Consider the following 12,729-nt stretch of genomic DNA (forward strand, 5'->3'; position numbering starts at 1 on the left):
CCATGACCACCGCGACGCTCACCGAGCCGTCCCGTCCGGCTGATGCCCTCTCAGCGAGACGTAGCCGCTGGACCGGCATCTGGCGCGTCCTCACGCGCAAGCCCGGCCGGATCATCGGCCTGTCCATCCTGGTGTTCTTCGTCCTGATGGGCACCTTCGGGCCGATGCTCTACGGCGACCAGCTCGCCATCGACCCGGACGCGATCTATCAGCCGCCGAGCGCGGGGCACTGGCTCGGAACCGACTTCGCCGGTTCCGACGTGCTCCAGGCCACTGTCGTCGGCAGCCGCTATGTACTGCTCACCTGCTCCCTCGCCGCCCTGTTCGCCTCGACGATCGGTACCGCCGTCGGGCTCCTGGCCGGCTTCCACCGCGGCTTGTCCGACTCCGCGCTGATGCGCGTCACCGACTTCGTGCTCACGGTCCCCGGCCTGCCGCTGCTCGTCGTGCTCACCACGGTGTGGAAGTTCGACAGCCCGCTGGAGATGGGATTCGTGCTCGGCGTGGTGGGCTGGGGCGGCATCGCCCGCGCCGTGCGCTCCCAGGCGCTGAGCCTGCGCGAGCGCGGATTCCTGGAGGCCGCACGCGGCCTCGGGCTGCCCAGCCGGCACGTCATCGTGCGCGAACTCCTGCCGAACATCGCCCCGTACGTGGCGATGCACCTGCTCCTGTCGGTCATCGGCTTCGTCGAGGCCCAGGTCGGGCTGTTCTTCCTCGGCATCGTGCCGTTCACCAGCACCAACTGGGGCGTGATGATCAACCAGGCGGTGTTCTCCGGAGGAGCGCTGCAGAGTCCCGAGGCAATCTTCTACCTCCTGGCCCCGCTCACCTGCATCCTGCTCCTGATCATGGGCGTGGTGCTGTTCCTGGACGCGATCGACGAGCTCTTCAACCCGCGACTGAGGGAGCGCTGATGACCACGACGACGGAGAAGTCCGCGCCCGAGGCCGGGGAGGCCGAGGTCCGCGTGCGCGACCTCAGGGTCCACTACCGCATCAACGGCACGGAGTACCCGGCTGTCGCTAACGCCTCCCTCGACCTGCGTCGCGGTGAGATCACCGGCCTGGTGGGGGAGTCCGGCTCAGGCAAGTCGACCCTGGCCCTGTCCCTGATGAACGCCGTGCCCGAGCCGGGCCGGATCGCAGGAGGCGCCATCCACGTCGACGGCATCGGTGACGTGACGACGCTCGGCGCCAAGTCGATGCGGGCGGTACGGGGCTCGGCGCTCGGATACGTCTTCCAGGCGTCGCAGAACTCCATGAACCCGCTGAAGACCATCGGCAAGCAGATCCTGGACCTGGGCCGCTCGCACGACGTCAAGGACCTCCCGGGCCTGCTCTCCCGCGCCAAGCAGCTCGCCGAGCGGATGGGCCTGGACGGCAACCGCGTTCTGGACTCCTATCAGCACGAGCTGTCCGGCGGCATGCGCCAGCGCCTGGGCATCGTCTTCGCTCTCGTTCTGAACGCCAAGGTCCTCATCCTGGACGAGCCGACCACGGCTCTGGACGTACTGTCCCAGTCCGCGGTGCTGAAGATCATCCGCCAGGTGCACGACGAGAACAACCTCAGCACCCTCATCGTCACCCACGACATGGGTGTGGTCTCGGAACTCGCCGACAACCTGGCCGTGATGTACGGCGGCCGGATCGTCGAGCACGGCCCGACGCTGGATCTCCTCCGCAACCCCACCCACCCGTACACCAAGGCTCTGATCGGCGCCACGGCACGCATCGTCGGCGACCCGGCAGCGGCCCGCGCCCTGCCGGGCCGCCCGCCGGATCTCACCACCATCCCGAGGACGGGTTGCGTGTTCCGCGACCGCTGCGTCTTCAAGATGGACATCTGTGCCGAGGACGAGCCGCAGCTCGCGGAGCACTCGGCCGGCCACCGGCGGGCGTGCCACGCGGACGCCGCCGTGGTCGGCCCCACCACCTCGAAGGGAGACGCGTCGTGATCGAGGCGCGCGGCATCACCCGCACCTACCACTCCCGCGGGGCCTTCACCGGCGAGCGCACGGTCTACGCCCTGCGCGGCGTGGACTTCACACTCCCCAAGGGCGGTGCCGTCGCCTTCATCGGCGAGTCGGGCTGCGGCAAGACGACGCTGGGCAAGATCCTCACGGGGATCGAGACCTTCGACGGCGGCGAACTCGTGGTCGACGGCGTGGAGCTCTCCAAGCTTTCGCCGCGTAAGCGCGCCCCGTACTTCCGCCGCATCCAGATGATCCACCAGGATCCGTACTCGGCCCTGAACCCCACCCGTACGATCGAGCAGATCCTCGGCGACCCGCTGCGGATGCGGGCGAAGGAGACGGGCGGCGCCGCCTCGGCGTCCGCTGTACGGGCACGGGCCTCGGAACTCCTGGAACTGGTGGGTCTGGAGCCGGACGGGGTCCTCCCCAAGTACCCGCACCAGCTCTCGGGCGGTCAGCGTCAGCGTGTGGTCATCGCCCGCGCGCTCACCGTCGACCCCGAGGTGCTCATCGCCGACGAAGCCGTGTCGATGATCGACGTCTCGATGCGCCTGGGCATCCTCGCCCTCCTGCACGACCTGCGCGAACGCCTGGGCATCTCGCTGGTCTTCATCACCCACGACGTGGCGACGGCGCGCTACGTCGGCGAGGGCGCCGAGCTGCACGTCATCTACCGCGGGCAGGTCATCGAAAGCGGCCTCACCGACGACGTCATCCAGGGGCCCGTCCATCCCTACACGCAGTGCCTGTTGTCGGCGATCCCGATCATGCGAGGTCTGGAGGAGCCCGGCCCCGACCGGCTGGCGCCACTGGCCCCGCTGGACGAGAAGGTGACCACGGACGGCTGCCTGTTCGCACCCCGCTGCCCGTTCGCCACCGAACGTTGCACGACCGAACGGCCCGTCCTCGAAGCGGTGGGGGAGTCCGGGCAGCTCCACGCCTGCTTCCACCCCACGGCGCGGCGCGTGGTCGGTGTGGAGATCGCGTCGGCCGCCGTCTGACCTCCGGCCCCCGGCATCGGGCGGGCCCGCTCCATCCATGGGGCGGGCCCGCCCGCACCCATGTTCAGAAAGGAAGCCTGTGAGAGTCCTGGGACTCAGCTCCGGCACCTCGCACGACGCGATCGACGCGGCCGTCGTCGAATTCCGCCTCGACGGCGACACCGTGCACGGCACCCTCGTCCACGCGGCTGCACACCCCTACCCGGCCGAACTGCGCGCCGAGATCCTGGACGCGCTGCCCCCGCGGGATGTGACCCTGGCGGCGGTGTGCCGCCTGGACACCCTCATCGGGCAGTCCTTCGCCGGCACCGCGGCGGCGACAGTGGCCGCGGCAGGGCCGGTCGACCTGGTGTGCTCGCACGGCCAGACCCTCTACCACTGGGTGGACGACGGGACGGTGCGCGGCACCCTGCAACTCGGCCAGCCCGCCTGGATCGCCGAGCGCCTGGGCGTGCCGGTGATATCCGACGTACGCACCGCGGACGTGGCGGCGGGCGGCCAGGGCGCACCCCTGGTGTCGCTGCTGGACACGCTGCTGCTCAGCGGACTGCCGGGTCCGGCGGGGGCGCTGAACCTCGGTGGGATCGCCAATCTGACAGCGGTCGGGCAGAGCGCGCCGGTCGCCTTCGACACCGGTCCCGCAAACGCTCTGATGGACGCGGCCGCGCTGGCCGGGACCGGCCGGCCGTACGACGAGGACGGCCGGCTCGCCGCCGCCGGACGGGTGGACCCGGCGCTGCTCGCCGCCCTGCTCGCCGAACCGTACTACCGGCGCGAGCCGCCGAAGAGCACCGGCAAGGAGCTCTTCCACGCCGACTACCTGGCCGGGCACCTGGCCGGACGCCTCCCGCTCCGGGCCGAGGACCTCCTGGCCACCCTGGCCGAACTGACCGCACGCACGGTCGCGGACGCGGTACGGGAGCGGGGCCTGCGAACCCTGGTGGTGTCCGGTGGCGGCGCGGACAACCCGGTGCTGACCGAGCGGATCGGCGCACTGCTGCCGGGAGTCGAGCTGCTGCGCTCCGACGCACTGGGACTGCCCTCGGCCGCCAAGGAGGCGGTGGCCTTCGCATTGCTCGGCTGGTTCACCGCGCACGGCCTGCCGGGGACACTGCCCAGCTGCACCGGCGCGACAGGAGGGCGGCTGCTGGGCCGGATCACCCCGGGCCACGGGCCGCTGCGGCTGCCGGAGCCGTTGACCGTGGCCCCGGCTGCCGCCCGCTTCAGCTGCTGACTTCGGCCTCGTGCCCGCCCGGCCCGGAGGGCGAACCAGCCGGCCGGGCGGGGCGAAGCGCGACGCTCCTCCGGGCGTGGGAGGCTGCTCAGCCCTGCGCCCCCGCCGCTGCGCCACTGGTGTCGGAGAGGTCGACCTGGATGCGCATCGCGTGCCCGTACAGCTCTGCCTCGGCGCGCAGTGAGGCGCTCACGCTGGACGCCTGGCGGAAGCCGTGTCCCTCGCCCTCGAAGAGCAGGTAGCGGTGCCACAGGCCGCGTCGGGCCACTGCGTCGACGATGCGTTCGGCCTGGTCGGGGCGGCAGATGAAGTCATCGGCTCCCTGCAGCATCACCAGCGGGCGGGTGATCTGCCCGGCCTTCCGGATCGGCGACACCCGGTCGAACCGCTCCTGGTCCTCGGGCAACTTCCCGACCAGATACTCCATGTAGCGGGACTCGAAGTCATGGGTCTGTCCGTAGATCCAGGCCTCCGGGTCACTGATGGGGTAGTACACCGCTCCGCAGCAGAAGACGTCGGTCGACGTCAGCGCCGCGAGTGTCGTCCAGCCGCCCGCCGAGCCGCCGCGGATCGCGGTGCGCGAAGGATCCGCGAGCCCGGCGGAGGCCAGTTCCGAGGCGACCGTCACCGAGTCCTCGACGTCGGTGACACCCCAGGTGTGCCGCAGCCGGTCACGGTAGGCGCGGCCGTAGCCGGTGGAACCGCCGTAGTCGACGGCGGCGACGGCGAAGCCGCGGCTGCAGAAGAGCGAGAACTCCGCATCGGGGGCGGCTCCGTTGGAGTTGGTCGGCCCGCCGTGGATGTGGATCAGCAGTGGCGGTGCCTCGCCCGCCGGGCCGGTGCAGTCCGGGCTGGTGGGCGGGTAGTAGACGTACTGCACCTCGCCACCGTTCGCGGCCTTGGCGACCCGCCGCTCCGGCACTGCCCGCCAGGCGTCGTACGTGGTGTCGCGCTCACCGTTGCAGCGCACCGGAGCGCCGCCGTCGAACGGCACCCGCAGCACGGCGTGGCCGAGCGTGGGGGAGGCCGCAAGCACCACGGCGGCGTGGTCGTCGGCCCACAGGTCGGAGCCGAACTCCGTCCACCCGGGCGCCAGATCGCGCAGCGTGCCGTCGGCAGGATCCCACAGCGCGAACCGCTGTTCACCGACGCCGTGCCGCAGCACCACTCCCGCCGCCGTGGCCGCGAACCAGCTCCCGCCCACCCGCCACAGGGCACCCGCGCACTCCCGCTCCATGGGAAGTACGCACTCGGGCAGCCAGTCCCCGTCGGGCGTCCGGGTGATCCGGAAGAGGTTCGCCCAGCCGTCCGGGTCGGCCATCGCGTACAGCGTGCCGTCGGGCGCCCAAGCCGCCTGCGGTACGGACACCGCACCGCCGCCCAGCACCCGCACCGGCTCACCCGCGACGCCGTCGGCCAGCGGCGCGACCATCAACTCGGTGGTCTCCCAAGGCATCTTCGGGTGGTCCCAGCCGAGCCAGGCCAGGTGCCGTCCGTCCGGGCTGATCCGCGGGGTGGACAGGAAGTGATGCGAGCCGCCGACCACCCGCAGCCGGTCCGGCGCGGTGGCGGCCGAGCCGTCGAGCGGCACGGCGACGATGTCGCGACGGGTGCGGGGTGCCGGATCCTCGCCCGGTTCCCGGGCTGCCCGGGTGACCTCCCGGACCAGCCAGACCTCGGTACCGCCTGGCGCGAACACCGGGTCCGCCCAGCAGGTCTCGTACTCGGGCGGGTCGGCAGGGGTCAGGGGGGTCAGGTCACCTGCCCCGCCCGCTCCCGACGGGGCGGTCCCGGCCGCGTACAGCCGCTGGTCGCGGTGGTCGGTGTAGACCAGCAGATGCGGGGCGCCGTCCTGGCCGGGCCGGACCGTGTACGGGCGGCCGCCGTAGCCCAGCGAGCGGTTGCGCACACTGACTCCCGCCGGCAGCACCGGCTCGGGGGCGCGCCCGGGTCCGGTGCGCAACAGCCGTACGGTGGCGGTCGCCGGGTCGTTGGCGCACCACCAGGTCTCCTCGCCGACGCCGGACGGCCAGCTCGTGGCCCCGGATCCTGCCGCCACCGAATCGGCGGTCAAGGGGGAGGGCCACTCGCCGTGGGGGAGGACGCGGCGCTCGGTCATCGATGGTCTCCTGAGAGGTCTATGGCGGCGCCGGCACCGTCGCGTCGCAACAGGTCGGCGGGGGTCTCGCGACGCACCAGGAGGCGCGCCTGCCCGTCACGTACGGCGACGACGGCGGGGCGCGGCTGGAAGTTGTAGTTACTGGCCATGACGTGGTGGTAGGCGCCGGTCGCGGGCACCGCCAGGAGATCGCCGACGGCCAGATCGGCCGGGAGCGCGATGTCGGGTACGACGATGTCGCCGCTCTCGCAGTGCCGGCCGACGACGAGTGAGTGCACGGGCCGGCCGGTCAGCCTGCGGTTGGCGGTCCAGGCGGTGTACGAGGCCTGGTAGAGGGCGGGGCGCAGAGCGTCGCTCATACCGCCGTCGACGGAGACGAAGCGTCGCTCGAGTCCCTGCTTGACCACACCGACCTCGTAGAGCGTGACACCGGCGGTGCCGATCAGAGAACGGCCCGGCTCCACCGCGAGCCGGACGGAGGCAGGGTCCAGCTCCTCGGCTACCCCGGCCCGCAGCGCTGCTACGAACTCGGCGGGCGCCAGCCGTCGCTGGCCGGGTACATAGGCGATCCCGGCGCCGCCGCCGAGATCCAGTTCCTCGATGCCGATGCTGTGGCGCTCGGCGAGCATGTGGACGAATGCGGCCACCCGCGAGGCGGCCCGCCGGATGCCGGACGGGTCGAGGATCTGCGAACCCAGGTGGGAGTGGATGCCCGTCAGGCGCAACGAGGGGATGGCGCTGACGGTGAGGACCGCCCGTTCGGCGAACCCACCGTTGACCGGGAAGCCGAACTTCACGTCGTCGCTGCCGGTGGCCATGTAGTCGTGGGTGTCGGCGGCGACGCCCGGCGCTATGCGCAGATACACGTCCTGGACCCGGCCGGCGTCGGCCGCGTAGCCGGCGAGCCGGTCGATCTCCTCGGCGCAGTCGACCACGATCACTCCGACGCCGTGTGCCACGGCCGACCTGAGCTCGGAGGGGAGCTTGTTGTTGCCGTGGAGCACGATGCGGGCGGGGTCGAAGCCCGCGGCGACGGCGAGTTCGAGCTCGCCGACACTGCACACGTCCAGGTGGAGACCCTCCTCGCCGACCCAGCGGACCATCTCCGGGCAGAGGAAGGCCTTGGACGCGTAGTGGACGCGGTCCGCGCCGGACTCCCGCCACTGGCGGGCCCGCTCGCGGAAGTCCGCCTCGTCCACGACGTAGAGCGGAGTGCCGCAGGCCTGAGCGAGGTCCGTCATCGGCACGGAACCCACGTGCAGTTCGCCGTCCATGTCCTTCGCGGTGAGCGGCCAGATGTCCGGTGCTTCGTCCGGGCCCGCGGCGCGGGTGGGGGCGGCGTCGGGCGAGTTGTCGGCGGGTGGAACCACCTGCGTCACTCCTTCGTGAGGACGACGAGCAGAAGCAAGTCGTCGCTGGTCTGCGTGATCTGATGCTCTTCGGATGCGGCGAAATGACAGGCGTCGGCCGGATTGAGCACGCGCGCGGTGTCCGAGACGCGGAGCCGGCACTGTCCGGCCAGCACCACCACGAGTTCCTCTCCGGCGTGCCGGATCGGTCGGGCGTGGTCGCCCGGTTCGCCCCTTATCAGACGTGAGTGGAGCATGGTCGCGTCATGCGCCGTCATGTTCCAGATTCCTTGACCGCCCGACATCGCGGTCAAGCCGGGAAGTGTGGTGAAACGTGCCGGAAACGGGCTGTTGTCGGAAATATCGACACGTCCGGCGCCGAGCAGCTCGTGCAGTTCGAGACCCAGCACTCCGGCGAGCTGCGCGAGGCTGCGGACGGTCGGATTCGCCGAGCCGGATTCGATCTGCGAGACATACGCGGGCGAGAGGCCCGACCCGGCCGCGGTGGCGGCCAGGGTGAGGCCTGACGTCCTGCGCGCCGAGGCAACGACCTTGGCCAGTCGGGCGGTTGCCCGATCGGCTGCGGACGCCTCGACCGGTGAGTCGACGGTCGTCGGGGCGGGGGCTGGAACATCCCTTGACTCAGGCATGCGGTGACAGTAATACTCGCGCCACCTTAGATCAATGTATCCGCCAGCAAGTGATACTCAGGGAAGAAATCCCTGGTCGCAGCGGTGGAGTTCACGGCATGGAGGAAGGTTTTGATGTCTGTCCTGACACCCGATCCTGTGCTCCGCCTGTTGGAACGCGCCGCCGCGCACTGCGGCCCCGGGGCAGCCCGCCTGCACGCCGTACTCGCTGCGGACTTCCCTGCCGCACTGTCCCGGCGCCCCGCCCAACTCCTGCGGACCGCCGACGCGAACGCCGAAGATCTCGACCAACTGCTCGCCATGGCGGGCTTCGCCGACACCGAGGACCTGCGTGCCTGCGCCGCCCGTGAGACGGGCCGCCGGCTGCCCGTTCCCGACCAGCGCATCGCCGACCGGGAAGGGGAACCCGGGGATCGCACCGCGCTGCGCCGGATCCTCGCCCGGGAGCAGGAGAACCTGGCCGGCACCCTCGACGCGCTCCACGCCAACGGAGCCCTGGAACTCGCCGCGCGCGCCGTGGTCGCGGGCCGCCGCCGTTGGGTGTTCGGTGACATGAAGTCCATCGGGTACGCGGCACTGGTCGCGGCCGATCTCTCCGCCGCGCTCCGTGACGTCACGCTGGTCCAGCCGGGAGTGGGAGCGGCCGTCACCGCCCTCACGGACGCCGGCGACCAGGACGTACTGATCACCTTCAGCTTTCGCGGTTACAGCCGCCACACCGTGCGCGTGGCCCGTGAGTTCCATGCGCTGGGCGGCACGGTCGTGGCGATCACCGACGGCTACGACAGCCCGGTGTGCGCATACGCCACCCACGTCCTCGCGGTGAACACCCGGAGCGAGTCGCGCACCCACTCGCCGACCGCCGTCACCGCCACCGGCCATCTGCTCGCCTCACTGGCCGCGGCCGGCGCGAAGGGCGCGGCCCGTCGCGCCCAGCGCCGTCACGCGCTCACCTGGGCCCTGAGCGACGGCGAGGGCACCACTCCCGCCGACCCTCCTGAGAGGACTGCTCCGTGATCCAGGAGCCCACCGACCCTTCCGCAGAACAGTTCTCCCACCACGAGACACTGGCCACCGACACGATCGACCACTGCTCGCGGCTGATCCGCTTCGACACCAGCAACTACGGCGGCGGCGAGTCGCGAGGCGAGCGGGAAGCCGCCGAGTGGGTGGCCGAAGTCCTCGCCGACGCCGGATACGCGCCGCAGGTCCTGGAGTCGGAGCCGCGCCGCGCCTCCACCGTGGTCCGGATCCCGGGCGCCGACCCGCTGGCCCCCGCACTGCTGGTCCACGGCCATCTGGACGTCGTGCCCGCCGAACCCTCCGACTGGTCCTTCGATCCGTTCAGCGGCGAGATCACCGACGACGCGGTACGCGGCCGCGGCGCCCTCGACATGAAGGACATGGACGCGATGATGCTGGCCTGCGCCACCGGATTCGCCCGGACCGGAACCCGCCCGCCGCGCGACATCGTGATGGCGTTCGTCGCCGACGAGGAGGACACCGGCGCGTACGGAGCGGGGTTCCTCGTCGACAAGCATCCCGCACTCTTCGAGGGCGTCACCGCCGCCATCAGTGAATCCGGCGGATACAGCGTCCATCTGCCCAACGGCCGCCGCCTCTACCCGGTCGCCACCGGCGAGCGCGGCAGTGCCTGGATGACCCTCCGCGCGCACGGCACCGCGGGCCACGGCTCCCGCCGTAACCCCGACAACGCGGTGGCCACTCTGGTCCGCATTGTGGCCGAACTGGCCGCGCACACCTGGCCGGTTCATCTCATCCCGCCGGTCCGGGCGCTGCTCGACGGGCTGGGGTCGGAACTCGGCATCACGATCGACCCTGCCGACCCGGCGAGCGTCGCCCAGCTCGGCGAGGCCGCCCGGCTCGTGGAGTCGACCATGTCCAACTCCCTCAACCCGACCCGACTGAACGCCGGATACAAGCACAACGTCATCCCCAGCGAAGCCACCGCCGGCATCGACGGACGGGTCCTGCCCGGCGCCGAGAAGGAGTTCTTCGCTGCCGTCGACGCGGTGCTCGGCACCAAGGTGACCCGCGAGTTCGCCAGCTGGACCGAGCCGGTCGCCGCGGACCACACCTCGCCCGAGTTCGCGGCCATGGCGGACGCCCTGCGGGCCCACGACCCGCAGGCCCTGGTCCTGCCGTTCTGCATGTCCGGCGGCACCGACGCCAAAGCCTTCGCCCGGCTGGGCATCGCCGGCTACGGCTTCGCCCCGGGCACCACCCCGCCCGGCTTCAACAGCTGGGACTACGTACACGGCGTCGACGAGCACGTCCTCACCGACAGCCTCGCCTTCGGTGTCCGGGTCCTGGACACCTTCCTCCGGGCGGATCCCGCCGGCCCCGCATCGGACTGACTCGACGGCCGTCACCGGCCGCACGACAGGCGGGCCACGCGGCATTGCCCCGGCTCGCCACAGCAAGGCAGCACACAGCACGTTCACCGGTACGACGCGGACCCTCGTGGTCCGCGTCCAGCCCACGCTCCTGGATTGGCACGAAATGACACACACCATGGTCCGCAGCGCGATAGGCCGACGTGCCACCGCACTGGCCGCCGCAGCCCTCACCGGCGCCCTCGCCCTCGGCTCGGTCGCCCTGGCCCCCGGGGCCGCAGCCGACACCAAGGGCACCACCCTGCGCGCCGCGATGACCGGCAACGGCATCGACTCGCTGAACCCGTTCCTGGCGTACTTCGCCGGATCGCTGGACGTCTTCAGCGCCGTCTACCCCTCACTGAACTCCCTGAACACCGACGGCACCCCCGCGCCGTACCTGGCCACCAAGTGGACGCCGTCGGCCGACAAGCTCACCTGGACCTTCACCCTCCGCAAGGGACTGAAGTGGTCGGACGGCCGGCCGATCACCGCCGAGGACGCCGCCTGGACCCTCAATCTGATCCGTACGAACGAGGTGGCAGGCACTGCCAACGGCTCACTCGTCGAGAACTTCGCCTCGGTCACCGCGCCCGACGCCACGACGCTGGTCATCAAGACCAAGAAGCCCCAGGCGAACACCCCGTTCGTGTCCATCCCCTACAGCGGTGTGCCGATCGTCCCCAAGCACGTCTGGGAGAAGCACGTCACGGACCTGAAGGACTTCAAGAACGACTCCGGTGACATCGTCGGCTACGGTCCCTGGACGCTCACGGCCTACAAGCCCGAGCAGTACGTCAAGTACGACGCCAACAAGGACTTCGTCCTCGGTGCCCCCAAGTTCGACCACCTGGTCCAGCAGCGGTACAAGGCCGTCGACGGCGCTGTCGCCGCACTGCGCAGCGGCCAGCTCGACTACGTGTCCGATCTGAATTCCACCCAGTTCAAGGCACTGCAGGGCGACAAGCGGACCACCGCCTTCCAGAACGCCGGCCGCCGCTGGATGAGCGTCGCGATCAACTCCGGTGCCCGTACCCGCTCCGGCAAGAAGATCGGCACCGGTAACCCGGCTCTCGCCGACGCCGCCGTGCGCCGCGCCGTCGCGCTGGCGACCGACAAGCAGACCCTCGTCGACAAGGTGCTCGACGGCCTGGGTCAGGTCGGCTCCGGCTACATCCCGCCCACCTGGAAGCAGTGGGCGTGGAAGCCCGCCCCGGGCGACGAGCAGTCGTACGACATCGCCAAGGCCAACTCCCTGCTGGATGAGGCCGGGTACGCCAAGGGCAAGGACGGTATCCGGGTCTCGCCCAAGACTAAGAAGCCGCTGAAGCTGCGCCTGGGCACCCACTCCGACGCCGCCACCGACACCCAGATCGCCACCTACCTCACCGGGTGGATGAAGCAGATCGGTGTCGAGCTGACCGCCGAGCCGCTGAGCTCCACCAAGCTCAACGACGATCTCGCCAAGGGCGACTGGGACCTGCTGATGGACGGCTGGGGCACCGGCCCCGACCCGACGTACCTGCTCTCCATCCAGAACTGCGACGCGCTGCCGCTGGACGACGGCACGAATGGCTCCACGGACTCCTTCCACTGCGACAAGGAGTTCGACAAGCTCTTCAAGCAGCAGGTCACCGAGTTCGACCCGGCGCAGCGCGCGGCGACCGTCGGCAAGATGCAGGACATCCTCTACAAGGCCGACAACAACGTCATCCTGTACTACGCCACGGGCCTGAGCGCGACGAACGCCCGCACCGTGAAGAACCTCGCGGTCGGCAAGGCGGACTCCGCGGGCGTCTACCCGATGCAGTACACCTTCGGCCAGTTCCGCAGCGCCACCCCGGTCGCCGCCGTGAAGGAAGCCTCGTCGGGCTCCACCACTCTGTGGGCCGGCATCGGCATCGGCGTGCTCGTCGTGGCGGGCCTCGCCTTCGGCATCAAGCGCCGCTCGTCGGCCGACGAGCGGGAGTAACCACCTCGCCCGCCCCGCGCACCCGGTCGCAGCACC

10 protein-coding genes are annotated in these 12,729 nt (G+C 70.9%); 7 read left to right on the top strand and 3 right to left on the bottom strand.

Going from position 1 to position 12,729, the window contains the following annotated elements:
* Nucleotides 1–2 precede the first annotated feature (2 nt).
* From ACFYP5_RS30755 to ACFYP5_RS30770, 4 genes are all read left to right on the top strand, one after another.
* Nucleotides 3–914 carry an ABC transporter permease gene (locus tag ACFYP5_RS30755; protein ID WP_389042044.1) on the top strand — a complete coding sequence of 304 codons (912 nt, stop codon included), beginning with the start codon at nt 3–5 and terminating at the stop codon, nt 912–914.
* Nucleotides 914–1,954: an ABC transporter ATP-binding protein gene (locus ACFYP5_RS30760; protein WP_389042045.1), complete on the top strand. Its 1,041-nt coding sequence runs from the start codon at nt 914–916 to the stop codon at nt 1,952–1,954. Before ACFYP5_RS30755 ends, ACFYP5_RS30760 begins: the two co-directional genes overlap by 1 nt.
* The gene (locus tag ACFYP5_RS30765; protein WP_389042046.1) at nt 1,951–2,973 is read left to right on the top strand and encodes an ABC transporter ATP-binding protein; all 1,023 of its coding nucleotides are present in this window, start codon (nt 1,951–1,953) and stop codon (nt 2,971–2,973) included. The genes ACFYP5_RS30760 and ACFYP5_RS30765 overlap by 4 nt, the downstream gene beginning before the upstream one ends.
* Nucleotides 2,974–3,052: 79 nt before the next feature.
* A complete protein-coding gene (locus ACFYP5_RS30770; RefSeq protein WP_389042047.1) occupies nt 3,053–4,207 on the top strand; it encodes an anhydro-N-acetylmuramic acid kinase in 1,155 nt (384 codons plus the stop codon).
* An 88-nt stretch (nt 4,208–4,295) separates the two neighbouring features.
* Here the strand turns inward: ACFYP5_RS30770 and ACFYP5_RS30775 are convergent, their stop codons facing one another.
* From ACFYP5_RS30775 to ACFYP5_RS30785, 3 genes are read right to left on the bottom strand one after another with little or no spacing between them, the layout of a single operon-like run.
* Nucleotides 4,296–6,326 carry a prolyl oligopeptidase family serine peptidase gene (locus ACFYP5_RS30775; protein WP_389042048.1) on the bottom strand — a complete coding sequence of 677 codons (2,031 nt, stop codon included), beginning with the start codon at nt 6,324–6,326 and terminating at the stop codon, nt 4,296–4,298.
* Complete coding sequence (gene lysA, locus ACFYP5_RS30780) at nt 6,323–7,696, bottom strand: diaminopimelate decarboxylase (protein WP_389042049.1); 1,374 nt, start codon at nt 7,694–7,696, stop codon at nt 6,323–6,325. The genes ACFYP5_RS30775 and lysA overlap by 4 nt, the downstream gene beginning before the upstream one ends.
* A gap of 5 nt (nt 7,697–7,701) precedes the next feature.
* On the bottom strand, nt 7,702–8,325 hold the full coding sequence (locus tag ACFYP5_RS30785; RefSeq protein ID WP_389042050.1) for a helix-turn-helix domain-containing protein: 624 nt from the start codon (nt 8,323–8,325) through the stop codon (nt 7,702–7,704).
* 114 nt (nt 8,326–8,439) lie between these two features.
* Between ACFYP5_RS30785 and ACFYP5_RS30790 the strand changes: the two genes are divergently transcribed.
* From ACFYP5_RS30790 to ACFYP5_RS30800, 3 genes are all read left to right on the top strand, one after another.
* Entirely contained in the window at nt 8,440–9,342 is a 903-nt protein-coding gene (locus tag ACFYP5_RS30790) for a MurR/RpiR family transcriptional regulator (protein ID WP_389042051.1), read from the top strand.
* The gene (locus tag ACFYP5_RS30795; protein WP_389042052.1) at nt 9,339–10,703 is read left to right on the top strand and encodes a M20/M25/M40 family metallo-hydrolase; all 1,365 of its coding nucleotides are present in this window, start codon (nt 9,339–9,341) and stop codon (nt 10,701–10,703) included. Before ACFYP5_RS30790 ends, ACFYP5_RS30795 begins: the two co-directional genes overlap by 4 nt.
* Before the next feature lie 145 nt (nt 10,704–10,848).
* The gene (locus ACFYP5_RS30800; RefSeq protein ID WP_389042053.1) at nt 10,849–12,693 is read left to right on the top strand and encodes an ABC transporter substrate-binding protein; all 1,845 of its coding nucleotides are present in this window, start codon (nt 10,849–10,851) and stop codon (nt 12,691–12,693) included.
* Nucleotides 12,694–12,729 lie beyond the last annotated feature (36 nt).

The sequence above is a fragment of the Streptomyces sp. NPDC005262 genome (assembly GCF_042872425.1).
Lineage (GTDB): Bacteria > Actinomycetota > Actinomycetes > Streptomycetales > Streptomycetaceae > Streptomyces.